General features: G+C 37.7%; 19 protein-coding genes, 1 tRNA gene and 1 riboswitch. Of the genes, 17 read left to right on the forward strand and 3 right to left on the reverse strand.

Annotation, left to right across the window (positions count from 1 at the left end):
• Position 1: 1 nt before the first annotated feature.
• From ACLHDG_RS01055 to nuoN, 8 genes are read left to right on the forward strand one after another with little or no spacing between them, the layout of a single operon-like run.
• Positions 2-2458, forward strand: coding sequence for an NADH-quinone oxidoreductase subunit G (locus ACLHDG_RS01055; protein WP_415407141.1), 2457 nt, complete (start codon positions 2-4; stop codon positions 2456-2458).
• Positions 2459-2486: 28 nt separating this feature from the next.
• Positions 2487-3503 carry an NADH-quinone oxidoreductase subunit NuoH gene (nuoH, locus tag ACLHDG_RS01060; protein WP_415408313.1) on the forward strand — a complete coding sequence of 339 codons (1017 nt, stop codon included), beginning with the start codon at positions 2487-2489 and terminating at the stop codon, positions 3501-3503.
• Between the two features lie 9 nt (positions 3504-3512).
• Complete coding sequence (nuoI, locus tag ACLHDG_RS01065; RefSeq protein WP_415407142.1) at positions 3513-4136, forward strand: NADH-quinone oxidoreductase subunit NuoI; 624 nt, start codon at positions 3513-3515, stop codon at positions 4134-4136.
• An 11-nt stretch (positions 4137-4147) separates the two neighbouring features.
• Positions 4148-4711: an NADH-quinone oxidoreductase subunit J gene (locus ACLHDG_RS01070; RefSeq protein ID WP_415407143.1), complete on the forward strand. Its 564-nt coding sequence runs from the start codon at positions 4148-4150 to the stop codon at positions 4709-4711.
• Complete coding sequence (gene nuoK, locus ACLHDG_RS01075) at positions 4708-5010, forward strand: NADH-quinone oxidoreductase subunit NuoK (RefSeq protein WP_415407144.1); 303 nt, start codon at positions 4708-4710, stop codon at positions 5008-5010. Before ACLHDG_RS01070 ends, nuoK begins: the two co-directional genes overlap by 4 nt.
• A 2-nt stretch (positions 5011-5012) precedes the next feature.
• Positions 5013-6908: an NADH-quinone oxidoreductase subunit L gene (gene nuoL, locus ACLHDG_RS01080; protein WP_415407145.1), complete on the forward strand. Its 1896-nt coding sequence runs from the start codon at positions 5013-5015 to the stop codon at positions 6906-6908.
• 11 nt (positions 6909-6919) lie between these two features.
• A complete protein-coding gene (locus ACLHDG_RS01085; RefSeq protein ID WP_415407146.1) occupies positions 6920-8446 on the forward strand; it encodes an NADH-quinone oxidoreductase subunit M in 1527 nt (508 codons plus the stop codon).
• Complete coding sequence (gene nuoN / locus ACLHDG_RS01090; RefSeq protein ID WP_415407147.1) at positions 8446-9936, forward strand: NADH-quinone oxidoreductase subunit NuoN; 1491 nt, start codon at positions 8446-8448, stop codon at positions 9934-9936. The genes ACLHDG_RS01085 and nuoN overlap by 1 nt, the downstream gene beginning before the upstream one ends.
• Before the next feature lie 67 nt (positions 9937-10003).
• On the opposite strand, the gene miaA is transcribed toward nuoN, so the two are convergent.
• Positions 10004-10888, reverse strand: coding sequence for a tRNA (adenosine(37)-N6)-dimethylallyltransferase MiaA (miaA, locus tag ACLHDG_RS01095; RefSeq protein ID WP_415408314.1), 885 nt, complete (start codon positions 10886-10888; stop codon positions 10004-10006).
• 126 nt (positions 10889-11014) lie between these two features.
• Here miaA and ACLHDG_RS01100 point away from each other — a divergent pair, with 126 nt between their 5' ends.
• The 5 genes from ACLHDG_RS01100 (at position 11015) to ACLHDG_RS01120 (ending at position 13597) form a co-directional block, all read left to right on the forward strand.
• A complete protein-coding gene (locus tag ACLHDG_RS01100) occupies positions 11015-11569 on the forward strand; it encodes a CDP-alcohol phosphatidyltransferase family protein (RefSeq protein WP_415407148.1) in 555 nt (184 codons plus the stop codon).
• Positions 11570-11586: 17 nt separating this feature from the next.
• The gene (gene mqnP / locus ACLHDG_RS01105; protein WP_415407149.1) at positions 11587-12462 is read left to right on the forward strand and encodes a menaquinone biosynthesis prenyltransferase MqnP; all 876 of its coding nucleotides are present in this window, start codon (positions 11587-11589) and stop codon (positions 12460-12462) included.
• Complete coding sequence (locus ACLHDG_RS01110) at positions 12463-12780, forward strand: sigma-70 family RNA polymerase sigma factor (RefSeq protein WP_415407150.1); 318 nt, start codon at positions 12463-12465, stop codon at positions 12778-12780.
• Positions 12752-13468 carry a uracil-DNA glycosylase gene (locus ACLHDG_RS01115; protein ID WP_415407152.1) on the forward strand — a complete coding sequence of 239 codons (717 nt, stop codon included), beginning with the start codon at positions 12752-12754 and terminating at the stop codon, positions 13466-13468. Before ACLHDG_RS01110 ends, ACLHDG_RS01115 begins: the two co-directional genes overlap by 29 nt.
• 52 nt (positions 13469-13520) lie before the next feature.
• Positions 13521-13597 (forward strand) — tRNA-Arg (locus ACLHDG_RS01120).
• 122 nt (positions 13598-13719) lie between these two features.
• Here ACLHDG_RS01120 and ACLHDG_RS01125 read toward each other — a convergent pair.
• On the reverse strand, positions 13720-14325 hold the full coding sequence (locus tag ACLHDG_RS01125) for a hypothetical protein (RefSeq protein WP_415407153.1): 606 nt from the start codon (positions 14323-14325) through the stop codon (positions 13720-13722).
• Positions 14326-14387: 62 nt separating this feature from the next.
• A riboswitch (cyclic di-GMP riboswitch) is annotated at positions 14388-14464 on the reverse strand.
• 132 nt (positions 14465-14596) lie between these two features.
• Positions 14597-16231, reverse strand: coding sequence for a phosphoglucomutase (alpha-D-glucose-1,6-bisphosphate-dependent) (pgm, locus tag ACLHDG_RS01130; protein WP_415407154.1), 1635 nt, complete (start codon positions 16229-16231; stop codon positions 14597-14599).
• Positions 16232-16488: 257 nt separating this feature from the next.
• Between pgm and ACLHDG_RS01135 the strand changes: the two genes are divergently transcribed.
• The 4 genes from ACLHDG_RS01135 to ACLHDG_RS01150 all read left to right on the forward strand — a co-directional run bounded on the left by ACLHDG_RS01135 (position 16489) and on the right by ACLHDG_RS01150 (position 21689).
• Entirely contained in the window at positions 16489-17787 is a 1299-nt protein-coding gene (locus ACLHDG_RS01135; RefSeq protein WP_415407155.1) for an ATP-binding protein, read from the forward strand.
• Between the two features lie 145 nt (positions 17788-17932).
• A complete protein-coding gene (locus ACLHDG_RS01140) occupies positions 17933-19201 on the forward strand; it encodes a nucleotide sugar dehydrogenase (RefSeq protein ID WP_415407156.1) in 1269 nt (422 codons plus the stop codon).
• 9 nt (positions 19202-19210) lie between these two features.
• Positions 19211-20650 (forward strand): MOP flippase family protein, encoded by a 1440-nt coding sequence (locus ACLHDG_RS01145; RefSeq protein ID WP_415407157.1) that lies wholly within the window; start codon positions 19211-19213, stop codon positions 20648-20650.
• A 73-nt stretch (positions 20651-20723) separates the two neighbouring features.
• Positions 20724-21689: a sulfotransferase family protein gene (locus ACLHDG_RS01150; protein WP_415407158.1), complete on the forward strand. Its 966-nt coding sequence runs from the start codon at positions 20724-20726 to the stop codon at positions 21687-21689.
• The last annotated feature ends 52 nt before the right edge of the window (positions 21690-21741 follow it).

Raw genomic sequence — 21741 nt, forward strand, 5'->3', positions numbered from 1 at the left:
TATGAGTACAGTCAATATTAAGATTGATGGTAAAGAATTTGCAGTTAAAGAGGGTGAGTATATCCTTAATGCAGCACGTGCCAATGATGTTTTTATTCCAGCTATTTGTTACTTGACAAGATGTTCGCCAACATTGGCGTGTCATATTTGTCTTGTAGAAGCGGATGGTAAACAGGTATATGCTTGTAATGCAAAAGTAAAAGAGGGTATGGAAGTCACTGTTGACACACCAAATATTCTTGAAGAGCGTCGAGCCATCATGGAAGTGTATGATGTTAATCACCCGCTTCAGTGTGGTGTTTGTGATAAGAGTGGTGAATGTGAACTACAGAACTATACACTTGAACTAGGTGTTGATTCTCAATCATACATGATACAGGATACCAAAAGAGAGACGACTAACTGGTCTTCAGTACTGCACTATGATGCGGGACTCTGTATCGTATGTGAACGTTGTACCACTGTTTGTAAAGATATGATAGGTGATGCAGCGATCACTACTGTTAAAAGAGGTGGAGAAGCACTCGATAAAGGTTTCAAAGAAACGATGCCTAAAGATGCTTATGCTATGTGGAATAAACTTCAAAAATCTGTGATCGCTCCGAGTAACGGTACAGAATTTACAGATTGTTCTGACTGTGGTGAGTGTGCAGCTGTCTGTCCTGTAGGAGCATTGGTAAGTAGAGATTTTGTTTATACTTCAAATGCCTGGGATCTTAAACGTACACCGGCAACTTGTGCTCATTGTAGTAGCGGATGTCAAATTTACTATGAGACAAAACCTGCTTCTATTGAAAACAGAGATGATAAAATTTTCCGTGTAACCAATGAATGGAACTATGTTTCACTTTGTGGTGCAGGTCGTTTCGGATATGATTTTGAAAACGCTGTGGATGGCAAAGATGAAAAAGCATTTAAGGCTGCTATTGAAGCATTTAAAAATGCAGATAGCATCAGATTTAACTCTGTCATTACTAATGAAGAAGCGCTTATGCTTCAAACACTGAAAGAAAAAACAGGTGTGAAATTGGTAAATCCGGATGCAAGAGCATTCCAGAAATTCCTTTCATCATACTCTGCAGCAGCAGGACAGTCACTTTACAGCTTTGATTTCAAAGAAGTAATGGCAACTGATTTTGTAATGTCTGTGGGTACATCTTTAAGAAATGATAATCCTAATGCACGTTATGCCTTCAACAACGTTCAAAAGATGAATAAAGGTGCAGGGCTTTACTTCCACCCGGTAGGAGACAATCTTGTACCAACATTTGGTAAGAGTGTAGAGGTTTTCACTCACAAAGTTGGATTGGAAGAAGCAGCACTGTATCTGATCTTGGATCTATTTGCCGATGCTGATAAATTACCTGCTGATGTGAAAGAGTACCTTGCCAGTTTCAAATCTTCTACTACGAAGACTATTAAAGAGAAGGTCATGAAAGATGTGACTGAAACAGTCATAGATGAAGAGACAGGTGAAAGTAAAGAAGTAACGAAAAAAGTACCGGAAATGGTAGAAAAAGAGATCACTGTTGAGTCTAACGGTTTGGTTGAACTTCTTGGTAAAGAGAGTGATGCTTTTACTGCAGCATTTGAAAAAATGATGAAAAAGAAAGAGAGTTTTTCACTTATTGTCGGTGAAGACCTCTATTTCCATGAAAAAGCAGAAAATATTGCAAAGCTGATAGCATTGATCGAAGAAACATCAACTGTTTCTGTAGCGATGATCCCGCCTAAAACAAACTCTTTGGGTGTAGCACTTATTTGTGATCTTGATGATGAAGCTACGGGTTCAACGGTAGGTTACAATGAAAATGGTGACTTCAGACTCTCAGCACTAGGAGATGGTGATCTCGATATGCCGGCAATGAACCAACAAGAAGGTACATTGACAAATATGCATAAAAGAGTCACTCCGACAAATGCTGCTTTAGAGTACAGAGGTTATGAGCTTAATGATATCATGAAAGTTTTAGTCGATGCTCCAAGAGAGACGATTGATTGGACAGTTAAACTCCCGGTTTCAAAAGGATTCAAGGCAGTAGAGTTTGATAGTTTGCCAAACGGATACCTTAACGATGGTACTGAAAACAGAGGTTATGAATTAACAACAAAGAAAAGAAAAGCTAAAGAGATCAAAGTTGAGAAGATCGATGAATCTATCACGCTTGATGGAGAGATCGTTTACAGATGTAACCCACAAAGACAATTCAATGACTTTAGTGATAAAGCACATGAGATCTTTGAAGCCTTTGGTCTTTATGCAAGTACAGCGAAAGCAGAAGCATTGGGTTCTAAAGTAGAAATAGTATTTGAGAACAGAAGCATTACTGTAGATGTTATTGCAGATGAAAGAATGGAAGGTGATATTGTCGCTCTTTCAGATTTCAAGAGTGCCCAAGATGTATATAGCCTCTTTGGTGAGTCTAGATATAAAACAGTAACAATGAGAAAGGTGTAATATGGAAACAACACTCGCAGGACATGCAATGGAAACTTTACCACATGTCACATGGCTAGGTGTGCTTATTAAAGCCATCATAATCTTGGCAGTTATTTCTGCTATTGCAGGATTTGGTACATTTATCGAAAGAAAAGTACTTGCATTCATGCAAAGAAGATTAGGACCTATGCACGTAGGACCTTATGGATTACTACAACTTGCAGCAGATGGGATCAAACTCTTTACCAAAGAGGATATCATTCCCCAAAATGCAAATAAATTCATCTTTATGATAGCACCGATTATTACGGCTGCAACAGCATTTATTGCTTTAGCAGCGGTACCTGTTTTTCCAGACTTCATCATTCCAAGTTGGATTCCGTTATTGGGTGGAACGTTTGTTCCTTCTATCGCAGCGGATCTCAATATTGGTATTCTATTTGTTCTTGGTATGATGGCAGCAGGGCTTTACGGTCCTCTTCTGGCAGGTATGTCTCAAGCCAATAAATGGGGTATCATCGGTGCAGCAAGAACAGCAGTACAGTTTTTGAGTTATGAAGTAGTTACAGGACTTTCTATCTTGGCCCCTATTATGCTTGTAGGTTCACTTTCGTTTGTTGATTTTAATGATTATCAATCAGGAGGGATCGGTTCATGGCTCATTTGGCAGCAGCCTGTAGCATTTGTGCTTTTCCTTATCGCAGGATTTGCAGAGACGAACAGAACACCGTTTGACCTTCTTGAGCATGAAGCAGAGGTTGTTTCGGGATATGCAACAGAGTATTCCGGAATGAGATGGGGTATGTTCTTCATTGGTGAGTATGCAAACATGATCACAGTCTCTATTATTGCAGCGGTTGTTTTCTTGGGTGGATACAGTGTAGAAGGAATTGGTTGGTTAACTATCATCTTGAAAGTTGCATTCTTCTTCTTCTTAATGTTATGGGTAAGAGCATCTTGGCCACATGTAAGACCAGATCAGTTGATGTGGCTGTGTTGGAAAGTCTTAATGCCGATTGCAGTGATCAATATAGTGCTCACTGGTATTGTGATAATGGTATAAGGAGAAAGTATGGGTTTAGAACAATTTAAAAACAGAAATGTTGGAACACAAAACTACACAAAACTAGATGTCGGTGTAACACCTGAAACTAGTATGGATAAGTTTAAACAGGTAGCAAAAAGAACCTTTAAAGGGGAGCTCTTTGTAGGTCTCGGGGTCACCATGAGAGAGATGATCAATGCACTTTTCCGTGGAAATATGCATACAGTGAAGTATCCGTTTGAAAAAATGCCTATCTCTCCGAGATATAGAGCCATTCATGATATGCTTAGACTGCTTGAGAGTGGTCATTATAGATGTATCGGGTGTGGTCTTTGTGAAAAGATCTGTATCTCTAACTGTATTACAATGGATACACGATATGATGAGAACCAACGTAAAGAGGTTAGTGAATATACGATCAACTTCGGACGTTGTATTTTCTGCGGATATTGTGCAGAAGTGTGTCCGGAACTTGCGATCGTACACGGACCAAGATATGAGACTGCTTCTGAACAGAGAGCAAGTTTTTCACTTTTTGAAGATATGTTAACGCCTATAGATCAGCTTAACTTACAACAAGAGTATGACGGGTTTGGTGCAGTATCTCCAAATGCTGATGCCAATATTAAAAAAACGCCACTAGCGTATTAGGAGGAATAGATATGTATGAAATGGTAGCCTTTTATCTATTTTCGGTTTTAACAATAGGACTTTTTCTCGTGACGGTCATGAGTAAGAATGTACTTTATGCTATGACATCACTGGCAGCAGGAATGGTGCTTATCTCAGGATTTTTCTTTATCCTGGGTGCAGACTTCCTCGGTGTAGTTCAGCTTATTGCGTATGTAGGAGCTATTATGGCTCTATATTCATTTGCAATGATGTTCTTTGATGCGACAAGAGACATTAAAGAGAAAAATACAAATCCGGCATTGGTATTTTTACTTGGTGGTTTGAGTGCAGTGGTGTTGGTACTGATGTTTGCAGCACCGATCCACTCTGATGCGATCCAGGCACTTTACCCTATGCATGAAGGTGTAGGGAATGCACAAGATGTGGGTATCGTACTTTTTACAAAGTATCTTGTCCCGTTTGAAGTAGCAGCATTAATGTTACTTGTTGCAATGATAGCAGGGATCATCCTTGCTGGTAAAAAAATGGATCAGAGTCTCACTGAAGATATGAGTGCAGATGATGAAATCTTGAAACAAAAGGATGAAAAATGATAGGTCTTTCTCACTACCTTATCGTCTCAGCACTTATATTTTCTATAGGATTAGTAGGTGTACTGAGAAGAAGAAATCTTTTAATGCTTTTCTTCGCAACAGAGGTTATGCTTAATGCAGTCAATATTGCATTTGCAGCGATCTCGCACTATTATAATGATTTAACAGGTCAAATGTTTGCATTCTTTATCATTGCTATTGCAGCGAGTGAAGTGGCAGTTGGACTTGGTATTTTGATCGTATTGTATAAAAAATACGGCACTCTTGATCTTGATGATCTTGCAAGTATGAAGGGGTAATGATGGAAAATTTAGTATATATAGCACTTTTTGCTCCATTTGCAAGTTCACTGTTCGCAGCTCTGTTTGGAATGAGTCCGAGACAAACCTTTGTAGGGATCGTAGCTTCTTTACTGCTCTTTACCTCATTTGTAGCTTCGGCACTATTGGCATATTATGTTTACACTACAGGCAATTCTATTCATGTAACCATGATGGAGTGGATCTCTGCAGGTGACTTAACGATTCCATTTGGATTCCTTGTAGATCAGGTTTCTGTAACGATGATGACAGTAGTTACTTTGGTTTCTACCGTAGTTCATATCTACTCTATTGGGTATATGGATCACGATAAGAGTTTCAATAGATTCTTCTCGTACCTTTCAGCATTCGTTTTCTCTATGATGATCTTGGTTATGTCAGATAACTTTGCCGGCCTCTTTATCGGTTGGGAAGGTGTTGGTGTCTGTTCATGGTTGCTCATTGGTTTTTGGTATCACAAAGCAGATGTTACAAGAGAAGAGAATCCTTCTATCTCTCCATCATGGGCAGCAAACGAAGCGTTTATCGTAAACCGTATTGCTGACCTTGGAATGCTGGTTGGAATTTTCATTATTTACTGGAATGTAGGTTCTCTTCAGTATGATGTGGTTTTTGCTGATCTTCCTAATTTAAGTAGTAGTGTTCTGAATGCTGCTGCTCTTGCACTCTTCATCGGTGCTATGGGTAAATCAGCTCAGTTTCCACTCCATACATGGCTTACAGATGCGATGGAAGGTCCTACACCGGTTTCTGCATTGATCCACGCAGCAACGATGGTAACAGCAGGGGTATTCTTGGTGATCAGAGCAAATCCTATTTTCTCTATGACACCTGAAGTAAGTTTCTTTATCGCAGCACTTGGTACTTTTGTAGCATTCTTTGCAGCATCTATGGCACTGGTTAACCGAGACTTGAAGAGGATCATTGCATTCTCGACACTCTCTCAGTTGGGATATATGTTTGCCGCTGCCGGACTTGGTGCATACTGGATCGCACTTTTCCACCTTGCAGCACACGCATTCTTTAAAGCACTTCTCTTCTTGGGTGCAGGTAACGTTATGCATGCAATGGATGATGAACTTGACATCTTTAAGATGGGGGGACTCAAAAAAGCAATGAACTGGACATACATCTATATGGGTCTTGCATCATTGGCACTTGCAGGTATTCCTGTATTTGCTGGATTCTTCTCAAAAGATGCCATCATTGAAACAGCATTTAATGAAGGTACCTATGTGTTGTGGGCAATCTTGGTATTGACTGCCGGTATGACAGCATTCTATAGCTTTAGACAAGTATTCTTGACCTTCCACGGTAAAGCAAGATATGATGAATCGACACTGCATCCGCATGAGATGTACAAATTTGTACTGATCGCGATGTCACCACTTGCACTATTGGCAGTGATTGCTGGTTTCTTCATGGGTGGTTTTCAAACGTTTATAACAAAACTTTTACCGGATTATGTCATGAGTGAACATACACACCACCTTATCTGGGTACTTACAGCTGTAGTGCTAGTATTTGCAGTCGGTGGTATATGGTTAGCATATAAAAAATATGCAAATGGGCTTAAAAGAGATGAAGAGCTTGAAAACAGCTTTATCTATAAACTTCTTGCAAACCAGTATTATATTCCACAGTTTTATGAGGAATTTATTACTAAGCCGTATGCGATGATTTCAGAAAAGATGTGGACAAGTGTAGATATGAAGATAGTGGATGCAACAGTAGATGGCATTGCTAAATTCCTTTATAAAAGTGGTGATGCTTCTAGAAAGATGCAAACAGGTAACCTTTCAAACTATCTAAATTGGATGGCTGTTGGTGCAGTGTTGCTCTTGTTGGTTGCAGCTATCTCAGCGATGCTAGGTTAAGGAGTAAATAGATGGATAATATTTTAAGTGTATTAGTATTTTTCCCGGCGATCGCAGGATTGTTAGGGTTTGTTGTAGACAAAGAGAGTGCTAGAGCGTATGGTATCACAGTAGCTGCCATAGAGCTTTTTCTTGCTTTATGGTTATGGTTCAGTTTTGACTCTGCAAATGCAGGAATGCAGTTTGTAGAGATGATTCCTTTGATCCCTGATTTTGGTGTAAGTTATTATATAGGTGTTGATGGTATTTCATTGTTCATTATTATAATGGCAGCACTGATGACATTGATCGGTATGACGAGCATGAGTGTTACAAAGAACATTAAAAACATGATCATCACGCTTCTATTCTTAGAAATGACGATGATAGGTGTATTTGTAGCACTTGATGCGATCATCTTCTACCTTTTCTGGGAGCTTTCACTGGTTCCGATGCTTTATATCATCGGTGCCTGGGGTGGACCTCTTAGGATTTATGCCTCTGTTAAGTTCTTCCTCTATACATTTGCAGGATCACTTATCATGTTGGTAGGTATGCTTTTTATGGCGTATGTGTACCATAACCTGACAGGTGTATGGAGTTTTGCTATTACAGATTGGTATGCCTTGGTATTGCCGGTTGATTATCAGCTTTGGCTCTTTGCTGCATTCTTCTTTGGTTTTGCGATCAAAGTACCGATGTTCCCATTCCATACTTGGTTGCCTTATGCCCATGGTCAAGCACCAACTATTGGTTCGGTGATACTTGCAGCAGTACTCCTTAAAATGGGTACCTATGGATTTGTGAGATTCTCGCTTCCAATGTTTCCGGATGCATCTGTGATGATGATCACACCTATTGCTGTACTCTCAATCATCATGATCATCTATACAGCGATGGTTGCGTATGCGCAAAAAGATATCAAGCAAGTGATCGCTTACTCATCAGTGTCGCATATGGGTATCATTATGCTTGGTATTTTTGCTATGAATGCAGAAGGTATTGGTGGTTCAGTTTTCCAAATGCTTTCACACGGTATTGTATCAGGGGCGCTGTTTATGCTTGTAGGTGTTATTTATGACAGAAGACATACAAAACTTATGTCTGAGTTCGGTGGATTGGCATCAGTCATGCCTAAGTACGCGGTGATCTTCGGGATCATGCTCATGGCGGCAGTTGGATTACCATTAACGATCGGTTTTGTCGGTGAGTTCCTTGTACTTCTTGGTTTCTACCAAGTATCACCGATCATGACTATCTTAGCGGGTACGTCAATTATCATTGGTGCGATCTATATGCTTGCAGTGTATAAAAAGACTTTTTTTGGTCCGATCACAAATGAAGCGAACAAAACACTGAAAGATCTTGATAAAAAAGAGACATGGTCATTGGTACCATTGGTGCTTATTGTTATTTGGTTGGGTATTTATCCTAAACCGGTACTAGAGCCTATCGATAACTCTGTAAAAGCAATGTTGGTTTTTATGGATGAGAAGGCGATCACAAAAGAGGCTAAAGATATGATAAGAGTGGCCAAATCAAATGAAGGAGGTGCCTAATGTTACAGCCTATTAATGTAAGTTTAGAGAGTCTAAACCTTATTACACTTGCACCTATGCTTATTGCTATTGCAGGTGGCCTGGTTATTTTGGTTCTTGACCTGATCAATGAGAAGTTACATAAGTCACTTTATGTCATGTTGACTATTTTGATCCTAGTGGTAGACTTTGGTGCTACATTGGGACTCAATGTAAATGAGCGTGGATTCTTTGATGTTATGCTTATCGATGGTATCTCTATCATTTCTCAGTTGATGATCATTGTGGGATCTATTATCTTTATCCCACTTGCACTCACTTCAAAAAGATTCCATGAGTACTCATACCCTGAGTTCTTTGCACTCTTCTTGTTCATGATCGCAGGGTTCCAGTTTATGGTGGCTAGTGATAACCTTATCCTTATCTTTGTAGGACTAGAGACAGCATCACTTTCACTCTATACACTTATTGCACTTCACAACAGAGCGAACTCTTATGAAGCAGCAGTAAAATACTTTACGATGGGTGCACTTGCGGCAGCATTCTTTGCGATGGGTTCAGCAGTTGTTTATGCACTTACAGGATCTGTAGAACTTTACAAAGTAGCCGAAGTCATGGCAACGCGTCTGAATGAAACAGGATTAATGATCGCTATCTTTGGATCAGCAGTACTTTTACTTGTAGCCTTCTCATTCAAACTTTCACTCTTCCCGTTCCATACATGGGCACCGGATGTCTATGAAGGTGCATCTGCTCCATTGGCCGGATATATGTCAGTGGTACCGAAAATAGCAGCATTTGTTGTTTCTATCAGAATCTTTGGTATGTATATTGACCTTGGTGTTGAGTGGGTAAGAGTTACTATTTTGGTACTTGCAGTACTTACGATGACACTTGCAAACATTATGGCATTGGTCCAGGAAGATGTAAAACGTATGCTTGCATACTCATCTATCTCTCATGCCGGTTTCATTATGGCGGCATTAGCACTGGATACAACAGAAGGAACAACAAGTATTTTCCTTTACTATGCACTCTTTATGTTCACTAACCTTGGTGCATTTGCTATGTTATGGATCTCTCGTCATAAAAACAGAAGATTTGATAAAAGATATGATCACCCTTATGAAAAGTTCGCAGGCTTTATTCATATCATGCCGGTTGGTGCCGTGATCATGGGTCTGTTCATGCTTTCACTTGCAGGAGTGCCTCCGTTCTCAGTATTCTGGGGTAAGATCTATGTTATGCAGGCAGCAGTTAATTCAGGGTATATATGGTTGGCGATCGTTATGGGTCTTAACTCTGCTATCGCAGCGTACTACTACCTGAAACTCATCGTTTATATGTTCCTTATGGATCCGGTAAAAGATGTTGATACGATCTACTATAACCTTTCCAAGCCGTTGATGGCAGTGATCGGTATGGCAACACTTGCTACAGTTGGAGCGATCTTCTATATCCAACCACTGATCTCTTATCTTTACTATATGATAAGTGCGAGTGGCTATTAGTAACGTAGGGTGCGTTTGCCAACGCACCTTTAGAGCAATAATTTAGTGGTGCGTTAGCAAACGCACCCTACAATAAATTTTTCTCCAACTCTTCAACACTCCCTTTAAAAACATTATCAAATTGAGAATTATTAAATGTTTTTTGTCTTTTTGCAAGTCGTGCTGTATTGGTTGTGATCTTCTCTATCAGTAATTTTTTATCATAAATACCATCAAGATAAGCCAATGTTTCTTTGATACCTATAGCTTTCATACAGTTAGGTGTGCGTGAGTATTTTCTTTCTAATGTACAGATCTCATCTATCAAACCATCTTCAACCATTAATTTCGTGCGCAATGCAATACGTTCTCTAAGTTTCTCTCTCTCTATATCTATCTGATAAATAGGAAGTGGAGTAGTAATTGTTGGTTGTGGTGGAAATTGTTTAAAATAGACCGAAGGCAGAAGAGAGGTTTCAAGATAGATATATAAAGCCTTCTCTATACGGTAAGGATCATTAGCAGAAATTTTATCCATATACTCTGGATCTAAATTAGAAAGCCATTGGTAAGTTGTCTGTAAATTTTGTAAATATTTTCTTGTTTTATTCTTTGTCTCTTCTGAGATATCCGGAAGCGTGCTTATGCCTTCTATAAGCATTTTAAGATAAAAGCTTGTACCGCCTACAATGACAAGATTTTTTCCCTCTTGGGATGCTTTATTATAAACCTCATGGTAAAGTCTGACAAAAGTTGTTACATCAAAACTCTCATTAGGGTAGAGATAGTCTAAGCCAAAATGTTCTATGCCTTCACGCTCTTCTACCGTGGGTTTTGCTGAAACGATGTCTATCTCTTTATAAATGGAGAGAGAATCAATAGAGAGTATAATAGCATTCATCCGCTGTGCTATCTTGATGGCAAGTGCAGTTTTACCTGAAGCTGTAGGACCAATAAGGGCTAATTGTTGCATATTATTCATAGCGTAATCATAGCGTAATCATAGCGAAACAGATAGCAGGTGCAAGCAGTTAGTAGTAATATAATCACTCTATAATTGCAATAAAGGTAAAATACACTCATTAATTCAAGGAAACAAATGAACTTATTTGACAAAAATAATCGTTTTAATATTGCAAACCTTATCACCTTTGGAAATATCGCTGCGGGTTTAATTGCGATACATTTCATTGTTCATGGTGATTTCTTTACAGCCATTATATTAGCATGGATCGCCGGTGCGCTGGATATTGCTGATGGTAAAGTTGCAAGAAAATATAACCTCTCAACAGAGTTCGGCGTACAGGTTGACAGCTATGCTGACTTTATCTCCTTTGTCGTGATGCCATCGTTTCTGCTTTACTACGCTATTACAAAAGAGAGTTCAGGAGTTCAGGAGTTGATCTTAGGGTTCATTTTTATCTTTTATATCATTTCTGGACTAAGGAGATTGATCGAGTTCAATATAGAAGCAGAGGTAGGAGAAGCTGCCAAGTACTTCGTAGGGGTACCTACACCTTTGGGAGCCATACTGCTTTGGGTTCTCTACCTGCTTTTTTCTTACGATATTATAGGCAGCAGTTATGTGATCGGTGGGTTGGCTCTTGTTGTTGCCTGGGCTTTAAATAGTAAATTAAAAATTCCACACCCATAATGAATGAGGAATTAGGAATGAGGAGTGAAGAGTTGACCAAGAATGTGTTTTTAAAAAAACTAAATGATTTTTCTGAATTGGTGATGTTTAAACATTCAGTATTTTCATTGCCTTTTATCTTTATAGCTATGCTTGTAGCGGCAGATGGATGGTTTGGCTGGAAGTTGTTGTTCCTGGGAACACTTGCGGCTATAAGTGCCCGAAACTTTGCTATGGGTGTCAACCGTTATCTTGACAGGGATATTGACGTACTCAATCCTCGAACAAAAGGACGACCATCTGTAGATGGCAGGGTATCCAATACTCAAATGGTACTTTTTATTATCATCAATGCACTTATTTTTATAGGAGTGGCATATTTCATTAATACATTGGCATTTCAACTCTCAGTGCCCATCTTGCTTATACTTGGAGCCTATACACTTTTTAAACGCTTCTCTGCCTTGGCACACCTCATATTAGGGGTAAGCTTAGGTTTGGCCCCCATAGCAGGTGTAGTGGCTGTTACAGGCGAGATAACAGCCTGGTCTGTCTATCTTGCACTTGGTGTCATGTTTTGGGTAGCAGGGTTTGACCTGCTTTACTCTTTACAAGACATGGCATTTGACAAAGCCAATGATCTGCACTCCATCCCTTCACGTTTTGGTGCTAAAAAGACGATGTGGATCGCCAGAGTATTTCATCTCTTAGCTGTACTGTTTTGGGTTTGGTTTGTGACTGCCGCCCACCTTGGTCTATGGGCACAACTGGCAGTGCTCTTTGCTGCAGTCATGTTGACGTATGAACACTATCTTGTCAACAAAGACTTTACAAAGATTGACAAAGCTTTTTTTACGGTCAATGGCTACCTGGGATTTGTTTTTTTACTTTTCATCATCATGGAGGTGCTATAAATGGAATATATACTTTTAGGATTGGTTCTTTTATTAATAGGGTTACTTTTTTATCTGTACGATAACAATAAAAAACTTGCAGCCAAGAACAGAGCATTACAAGAGATCCTGGAAGTAAAAGATATAACGATCTCCAATCTCCAGGCATCTCGGGTCGCAGTAAAAGATGTCATAGAAAACTTTTCAGCACACGACGAGGTGATGCAGCTTATAGATGCAGGAGAGAGTAGAGAGAGTATTTCTGAAAAACTGGGTATCCCTACAAGCAGAATAGAACTTATCATCAAATTTGACAAGATCAAAAATGCCTCATCCTAGTTGGCAAGCGCTACTTTCTGGGGCGTATGATAAGTTGGACAGATCATATCGTGACTTTCTTGAACAGGACAGTGAGTATTTTCCTGCCCAGAAAGAGTATCTTAATGCCTTTAAAACACTTCCCCGTCATGAGGTAAAATATATCCTTTTTGGGCAAGACCCTTACCCTCGTAAAGAGAGTGCGAAGGGATATGCTTTTATCGATGCAAAAGTTGAAAGCATTTTTTCTGATACAGGATTGAGTAAAGAAGTAAATCGTGCTACAAGTTTACGAAACTTTGTAAAAATGGCATTGTTGGCCAGAGGTGATCTTGAGAGAGAAGATCTATCACAAGATGCTATCTCTAAAGTAGATAAAGAAAGACTTATCACTTCCATAGATGAACTCAGAATCAATTTTGAAAAAAATGGTGTCCTGCTTCTCAATACAGCATTGATCTTTACTGATAAAAAAAGTTCTACAAAACATGTGAAATTATGGAGACCGTTCATACAAAGCCTTCTGGCTTCTTTAGAAGAAGACAGCCCCAAACTTATACTCTTTGGTACCCATGCAAAAGAACTCAAAAAGAGACTTTCACTGGAAAACTTTGAAACCATAGAGCTGGAACATCCGTATAATCATACGTTTATTAGTAATCCAAAAGCCCTTGAATTGTTTGGAGCTATGGAATTACTTGAAAAGTAAAGTTTTTTTGGTTATACTTTCGCTCTAAATATCGCTACTACATTTTAAATGTGCACTCATAGCTCAGCTGGATAGAGCATCGGTTTGCGGTACCGAAGGTCACAGGTTCGAATCCTGTTGGGTGTACCACTTCTTCTTAATTGTATCCATATTTCACATATTTAAACTCGACGTACCTGATGTACGACTCCTTTAAAGCATGCAAAATCTGAACACAACTAAGAAGAAGCGTTTTCATCTCACAATATATTCTATTGTTGCAAATTCCAATATGCCGAAAAGCTATTTTCTTCTTTTGTAATGTAAATTTTATATGATGCTTCATCTCTGTCAATTACAACGGTTGATGCTTGCCTATATTTTTTAAAACTTGGAAACCCTTCAAAAACTTTTATGAAATCTTCATAACTTTCATCTATCCTGATGTGCTTATTTGTACTGATAATGGTATCAATTATATCTTCTGCTATATGTTGCATTCTTTCTATCCCGGATAGTTCAGTTTTTTCTATTACAGGAATCGTAGGTTCTTCTCTGGATGTTTTGATGGTATGAATCGTTTTTAAGAGGGAAAGATACATTTCTTTATCTTCAGGAGTATTGTACTCTTCAGAGTAAGCTGTTAAAATTATCAATATATTTGTAATGTCTATTTCAGAAAGACTGGATAGATCTATATTTAATTTTGAATCAAATTGGTCACCGATCTGATGTATGGCTTCTATTCTAAACTCTATATTTTTTTTCTGTTTAGATTGAAAAAAAGACAATTTTTCCTTTTTTGCTTCAAGTTCATTAATCGCTCTCATAAGCATTTTTAGAATTAATAAATTTTGTTCCTGTAATAATTTCGTCATTTCTTTTCGGACCTCGTAAAGAGTTATTCAGCATTTAAACTAAAAAAGCCAGATTACCCCTATTAGGTAACCTGGCTTTCTCTAAAGAGACCCGTAGGCTTTCCGTCCTATTTTCACAAATAGTTTGGCTTTTCTTTGTAACAATCAATAATTTAGTATAATAATATTCATAATTGTATTATATCTTATGAATAAAATAGATTAAATCCTTAGTAAAATCCCAATTTAAAAATCTCTACCGAGAAGATCCGGAACAAGAGAAGATCATAGATCATGCCATGGCAGCAAGAACGATCTCTTTGGCTTCCTCCTGGATCTGTTTTAAATGTTCTGATGAAATAAAGCTCTCGGCATAGATCTTGTAGATATTTTCTGTTCCTGAAGGACGTGCTGCGAACCATCCGTTTTCAGTGCTGACCTTCAGGCCCCCGATCTTTGCTCCGTTGCCGCTGGCTTGGGTATATTTTCCGATGATCGGCTCGCCTGCCAGTGTTGTTGAGGTGATGTTCTCGGCAGAGAGGTTTTTAAGCAGCGCTTTTTGCTCTGGTGTTGCCGGGGCATCGATGCGGGCATAGTATGACTCTCCAAACTCTTTTTCAAATTCCCCATATATCTCTCCGGGGTCTTTTTTCGTTATGGCTTTGATCTCAGCTGCAAGAAGGTTGAGGATGATACCGTCTTTGTCGGTGGACCAAACGCTTCCGTCTTGACGCAAAAATGAAGCACCGGCACTCTCTTCGCCGCCAAACCCGAGTGTACCGTCAAAGAGTCCATCCACAAACCATTTGAACCCGACGGGTACTTCGTAAACCTCTTTACCTAAGGAGTTGACAACTCTGTCTATCATAGAGCTGGAGACAAGTGTCTTTCCGATGCGAAGGTCATTGCGCCATGCTTTACGATGGGAAAATAGATACCAGATAGCCACAGACAGATAGTGGTTCGGGTTCATCAGGCCTACACTGGGTGTCACGATGCCATGGCGGTCAAAATCGGGGTCATTGGCAAAGGCGATATCATATTTCTCTTTAAGCGATATTAGTGAAGCCATAGCAAAAGGCGAAGAGCAGTCCATACGTATCTTGCCGTCATGATCGCAACTCATAAAACTGAAGGTGGGGTCGACATAGGGATTGACGATATCCATATTGAGACCATAGACCTCTTTGATCTTTTGATAGACAGCAATGCCGGAACCACCCATAGGATCCACCCCTATGCTGAGGTTGGCGTCTTTGATCGCCTGAATGTCGATGATGCTTTCAAGTGCCAGAACATAAGGGGTGATAAAGTCAAATTCTTGGAGCAGGTCACTTGCAAGTGCTTCAGTTAGTGGTACTTTTTTAACTTCAGAGAGTCCATTTTTTATGATCTCGTTAGCCCGTTGCTCGATAACAGAGGTCACATCTGTATCGGCAGGTCCACCGTTTGGCGGATTGTATTTAAAACCACCATCGCTAGGTGGGTTGTGTGAAGGCGTGATCACGATACCGTCACTCAAGATGTCACTCTCTTTGTTTGCTTCAAGAATGGTAAATGAGATAAGCGGTGTCGGGGTGTATTCATCATCTATGGCGATCCTGCATGTCACGCCATTGGCTATACAAACCTGCAAGGCAGTGAGCTGTGCAGGGGTTGAAAGTGCGTGGGTGTCTTTGCCTATAAAGAGCGTTCCGGTGATATTGGCAGATTTTCTGTATTCACAGACAGCCTGGGCAATGGCAAGAATATGGGTTTCATTAAAACTCTTTTTATTTGCAGTACCACGATGGCCTGATGTACCAAAAGCAACCCTCTCAGATGCTACAGACACATCCGGCTCTTGCATATAGTAAGATGAAATGAGTCGGGGGATATTTTCTAAGATACTTTTTGGAGCTTTTTTTCCAGCTTGAATGTGTGCCATATTTTTTCCTTTTTAGTAAGTCATGTGAGTCTTCATTAAGATACTTCTATATATATATTATAATCAATAGTATATATAAATTGACACAAATATGATCTATTATCTGTTTTTTCCCCTTGTTTCACCTATAGAGAGGTTAATTAGAATATTTAGCCAGTGCGGTAATAATTTATATTTGCACTTAGCAGCAGAAAACAACCCCTAATCCAAGATACACTTTATCTAAATAAAAGATAAAATCTTATATAATCTTCTTTATGAAAAAGAAAGAACAATTAAAAGTTATTATTAGGGATTTTCATTTAACAGATAATTTTGATGTAAAGCCTCGTAACTTGCAACCACCGCTTGATACTAATAAAATCATAACACTTATAGGTGTAAGAAGATGTGGTAAAACATCTATTTTGTATGAGATGATCAACAGACTCTCAAATGATATTGAAAAAACAAAAATACTCTTTCTTAACTTTGAAGATGAACGACTCGAACTAAACATAGATGAACTTGATCTGATACTGCAAAGTTTTAGTGAACTATATCCTGAACAAAAGCTCAATGAATGCTATTTTTTCTTTGATGAGATCCAAAATATTACCGGATGGGAAAAGTTTGTAAGAAGAGTGTATGATACGATCAGTAAAAATATTTTTATTACCGGTTCCAACTCAAAATTACTGAGTTCTGAAATTGCTACAAGTTTAAGAGGACGAACGCTGTCTTATGAAGTATATCCACTCTCTTTTAGTGAATATCTTTCCTTTAAAGAGATAGAAGTTGATCTCTACTCTTCAAGAAGTTTAGCACATATCCAAAATGCACAAAATACATTTCTGAAAGATGGAGGATTCCCTGAGATACTATTTTTAGATGAATCTTACAGAAATCAGACACTTCAGGAGTATTTTAATGTACTGCTCTATAAAGATTTGGCAGAGAGATATCATATTACTAATACTGTTGCTTTAAAATTCTTCCTGAAACGTATCATTGCTTCTTCTACCAAACAAATATCTATCAACAAAACCTATAATGAATTAAAATCAAATGGTATAAAAATAGGTAAAAATACACTATATGACTTTTTGGAGTATGTACAAAATATCTATCTGGCACTTACACTGCAAAGATATGATAAATCACTAGTCAATAAAGAACTTGGTGAGAAAAAAATTTACAGCATAGACATAGGTCTCAATAACGCCACAGAATTCAAGTTCTCTGATGACATTGGCAAATCATTAGAAAATGCTGTCTTTTTGGAACTTAAGAGAAACAACAAGGAGATATTTTACTATCGTGATTCCAATAGTGAATGTGATTTTATAGTGTATGAAAAAAATACCATTACAGAAGCGATACAAGTGACTTTTGATATGAGTGATGAAGATACAAAAAACAGAGAGCTAAAAGGTATGGTAACTGCTTGTAAAAATTTCAATCTAAGTAGAGGTGTTATCATTACTTACGACAGTGAAGACGAGATCATTTCTAATGGTATTAAGATACTACTGGTGCCATTTTACAAATGGTGTAATAATGATATTCAAAAGTAGCATCGCCACTATTATTATTCTTGGCTTCAACAAAAAATCTAGATAAATTTCATAATAGCAAATAGCAAATAGCAAATAGCAAATAGCACTCCCCCTAAAGGGACTTTAGCTATAATATCATTAATTTAATATCAGGATTTCTTATATGTTACATAAGATAGCGGTTATCGGACTTGGGTACGTTGGTTTGCCTTTGGCACATGCTTTTTCGGACAAATATGAGGTAGTAGGGTTCGATATCGCCCAGTGGCGTATTGATGAGCTTAACTCTGGTGTGGATCGTACACTTGAATTGAGTGACGAGCAAGTTAGAGAAGCTTTAGATAAAGGTATGAAATTTACTGCCAATCTTGATGAGATCGCTGATTGTAATGTCTATATCATTACGGTACCCACTCCTATAGACAGTTCCAACCGTCCAGATCTCACCCCACTCATTAAATCTTCTGAATCTGTAGGAAAAGTGCTTAAAAAAGATGATATTGTCATCTATGAATCAACGGTTTATCCCGGTGTTACAGAAGAGGTATGTGTACCGGTTCTTGAAAAGACCTCCGGTTTAGTATTTAATAAAGATTTCTTTGCCGGTTACTCTCCTGAACGTATTAACCCAGGAGATAAAGAGCATACGGTCACGAAGATCTTGAAAGTCACTGCTGGCTCTACCCCTGAAATAGCAAAAAAGGTAGATGATCTTTACAAGAGTATCATTACTGCAGGAACATACTTAGCATCTTCCATCAAAGTTGCTGAGGCTTCAAAAGTCATCGAAAATACTCAACGTGATGTCAACATAGCCCTCATCAATGAACTTGCACTTATATTTGACACGATGGGTATTGATACTACTGAGGTTATAAATGCTGCTGCAACAAAGTGGAACTTCATCAAACTTACTCCTGGCCTTGTTGGCGGGCACTGCATAGGTGTTGATCCTTACTACTTGACACATAAAGCACAAGAGCTTGGTTATAAGCCAAATCTTATCCTGGGTGCACGTCAGATCAACAATGGTATGAGTAAATATATAGCAGAACGTACCATCAAGGAGATGATTTCTCACGATAAGAAGATCAAAGATGCAAATGTTTTAGTGATGGGTCTGACTTTTAAAGAGGACTGTCCAGATATTCGTAACTCTAAAGTGTTTGACATCATTGATGAATTAAATGACTATGGCTGTAATGTCGATGCCTATGATCCATGGATCGATGAAAAAGATGTTGATCAGAAAAACTATGCATTTATTACAGATCCTTTTAAGGAAGATAAAAAGTACGATGCCATCATCATTGCTGTGGGGCATAAAGAGTTTAAAGAGCTTAATCGTAGTGAGTTTGAAGGTGTTAGTACAGAGGAACCGGTGCTTATTGATATTAAAGGGATCGTTGAAAATCCTACTTGGAGATTGTAGTATTCATATATGAAAGATTTAAAAAAACAAGCTATTGGTGGAATGAAATGGACTTCGTTGTCAACAGGAGTTAGAACTATCCTTCAGTTAATACAACTCATTGTCCTTGCTCGTTTTTTAAGTGCAGAAGACTTTGGGTTGGTTGCCATTGTAATGGTAGTGATAGGCTTTTCTCAACTGTTTATGGATATGGGAATTAGTAATGCAATAATTCATAAACAAAGTATTACAGATGTGCAACTATCAAGTCTTTATTGGTTAAATATTTTTTCTGGAATGGTTTTGACTTTAATTGTATTTATGATTGCACCGGCAGTCGCAACATTTTATAATGAAGAAGCGATTATTCCATTATTGCAATTGCTTTCTTTTTCTTTTTTAATAAACTCTATAGGTAATCAGTATCGTGTTCTATTAAGAAAAGAGTTGAAATTCAATGTCTTGGCTAAAGTTGAAGTCTTTGCAGGGGTATGGGCTTTTGTATCTGCAGTAACATTAGCCATACAGGGTTTTGGTGCATATAGTCTTGTTTATGCAACACTAGTAAATGTAATTATTTCAAATACTATTCTTTTGTCAATAGGCTTGAAATCACATAGACCAAAGTTTATTTATCATCACCAAGAAATTAAAAGTTTTTTAACATTTGGGTTGTATCAGATGGGACAAAATTCAATTATATATTTTAACAATCAATTTGATGTCATTTTGATTGGTAAGCTTCTTGGTACTGAAGCATTAGGAATTTATAGTTTGACCAAGCAGTTAGTTATGCGTCCTGCACAAGTAATTAGCCCCATTATTACAAACGTAACATTCCCAATTATGGCTAAAATACAAGATGATTTGCCAAGATTAAAATCTGTATATTTGAAAATTATTAATATGTTATCTTCTATTAATTTCCCAATTTATACGTTAATGGCAATGCTTGCAAGTTCCTTAGTGCCTTTGATACTTGGTGAAAAATGGATTAATGCAATAGAAATTTTTCAGATTTTATCTATTTTTGCGCTAGTTCGTTCAACTGCAAATCCAGCAGGCTCATTAATGTTGGCTAGGGGTAGAGCAGATCTTGGTTTTTGGTGGAGTGTGGCGGGGTTTATATTTATACCAATGGTAATTTATACTGGTAGTTATTGGGGATTGATAGGTGTTTCTTTTTCATTACTTTTTTATCAGGTTGTTTTATTATTACCAAATTGGTATTTTATAGTACAAAAAATGTGTAATGCTTCTTTTATAGAATATTTCCGTGTACTAGGAATACCATTGGTAGTTACTTTATTGTCAGTAGCTATGACTTATATTATCATGATTAATATTGAAGTAGAAGCTTTGCTTGATATTGTATTATGGTTTTTGCTAAGTTTTATATTTTATATTTTACTTTCATATAGGATTAATAAGCAATTTATAATCGAAATAAGGAGCTTGTTAATAAAATGAAAAACGTATACAAAAAATTAATAGAATTAATGAATGGTTATTTTGTTAATTTAATACTAGTAGGAGTAAAGTCATGATTCGATTAAAAATTCACAACTATATAATTAGAAATCCAAAGTTTCAATATCCATTCTACTGGGTCATGGGTATTATAAGGCAACTATTGTCTTTATTCTTAAATAGAAATATTGGGGATACTGGTAAATATCCCTATCTTTTGATTGTTGGTTCTGGGCGTTCTGGGAATACATTGTTGAGAAGGTTATTAATGGAATTTGGTGATATTTATATACCACCAGAAAGTTATGTACTCGGCTCAGAAGTTATTTCTCATCTCAATGCTTCTGCCCTAAATTGGAATGATAAAGTTGATTTGACACTTGCAAAAATTGAGTATTACCCTGAATTTACGACATTTGGTATAGATACCCTTCGTGACTTTTCTATTTATGCAAAGAATTTTAGTAAAGATAAACAACAAATTGGTACACTTATTATTGAATTATATAAATGGATAGCAAAAGAAAAAAGTTATTCATCTTCATGGTTTGGCGATAAAACCCCCTTGAATACCATGAGTCTTGGGCTAACAAAAAAGTTATTTCCAAAGGCAGTTTATATATATATTGAGCGAGATGGGGTCGATGTATGTCACTCATATGTTCAAACTGGAACATACAATAATATTGCTGATGCAGCATATAGATGGAAGAACAGTAGATTGGCTTGGCAGGAATTTAAGAAGAGTCTTCCTAGAAATAGCTATGTAGAAATAAAGTATGAAAGTATGGTAGAAGACCATGAACAGGTTATAAATCATATATTGGATATATTAAAAATACCTGCAAATAATCATAAAATAAATGTTAGTAGTTCAATGGGTGATGTTACTATGAGAACTCACCATGCAAATGTTATCAAGACCCCAAATAAAGACTCTATTGGTAAGGGACGAAAATTAATTAGTATAGATGAACGGAGCACTCTAAAACTCATTATTAATGATGAACTTGAGCAGGCTGGATATGAAAAGCTTTAAAGAAAATGAAATATATTTTTGTTTATCTATATACTACAATATTCCAAACAGC

The sequence above is a fragment of the Sulfurovum iocasae genome, from assembly GCF_047716765.1.
Lineage (GTDB): Bacteria > Campylobacterota > Campylobacteria > Campylobacterales > Sulfurovaceae > Sulfurovum.

Coding starts and splice junctions, on each gene's coding strand:
- ACLHDG_RS01055 (WP_415407141.1), top strand. CDS start 2: ATGAGTACAGTCAATATTAAGATTGATGGTAAAGAATTTGCAGTTAAA.
- nuoH (WP_415408313.1), top strand. CDS start 2,487: ATGGAAACTTTACCACATGTCACATGGCTAGGTGTGCTTATTAAAGCC.
- nuoI (WP_415407142.1), top strand. CDS start 3,513: ATGGGTTTAGAACAATTTAAAAACAGAAATGTTGGAACACAAAACTAC.
- ACLHDG_RS01070 (WP_415407143.1), top strand. CDS start 4,148: ATGTATGAAATGGTAGCCTTTTATCTATTTTCGGTTTTAACAATAGGA.
- nuoK (WP_415407144.1), top strand. CDS start 4,708: ATGATAGGTCTTTCTCACTACCTTATCGTCTCAGCACTTATATTTTCT.
- nuoL (WP_415407145.1), top strand. CDS start 5,013: ATGGAAAATTTAGTATATATAGCACTTTTTGCTCCATTTGCAAGTTCA.
- ACLHDG_RS01085 (WP_415407146.1), top strand. CDS start 6,920: ATGGATAATATTTTAAGTGTATTAGTATTTTTCCCGGCGATCGCAGGA.
- nuoN (WP_415407147.1), top strand. CDS start 8,446: ATGTTACAGCCTATTAATGTAAGTTTAGAGAGTCTAAACCTTATTACA.
- miaA (WP_415408314.1), bottom strand. CDS start 10,888: ATGCAACAATTAGCCCTTATTGGTCCTACAGCTTCAGGTAAAACTGCA.
- ACLHDG_RS01100 (WP_415407148.1), top strand. CDS start 11,015: ATGAACTTATTTGACAAAAATAATCGTTTTAATATTGCAAACCTTATC.
- mqnP (WP_415407149.1), top strand. CDS start 11,587: ATGAGGAGTGAAGAGTTGACCAAGAATGTGTTTTTAAAAAAACTAAAT.
- ACLHDG_RS01110 (WP_415407150.1), top strand. CDS start 12,463: ATGGAATATATACTTTTAGGATTGGTTCTTTTATTAATAGGGTTACTT.
- ACLHDG_RS01125 (WP_415407153.1), bottom strand. CDS start 14,325: ATGACGAAATTATTACAGGAACAAAATTTATTAATTCTAAAAATGCTT.
- pgm (WP_415407154.1), bottom strand. CDS start 16,231: ATGGCACACATTCAAGCTGGAAAAAAAGCTCCAAAAAGTATCTTAGAA.
- ACLHDG_RS01135 (WP_415407155.1), top strand. CDS start 16,489: ATGAAAAAGAAAGAACAATTAAAAGTTATTATTAGGGATTTTCATTTA.
- ACLHDG_RS01140 (WP_415407156.1), top strand. CDS start 17,933: ATGTTACATAAGATAGCGGTTATCGGACTTGGGTACGTTGGTTTGCCT.
- ACLHDG_RS01145 (WP_415407157.1), top strand. CDS start 19,211: ATGAAAGATTTAAAAAAACAAGCTATTGGTGGAATGAAATGGACTTCG.
- ACLHDG_RS01150 (WP_415407158.1), top strand. CDS start 20,724: ATGATTCGATTAAAAATTCACAACTATATAATTAGAAATCCAAAGTTT.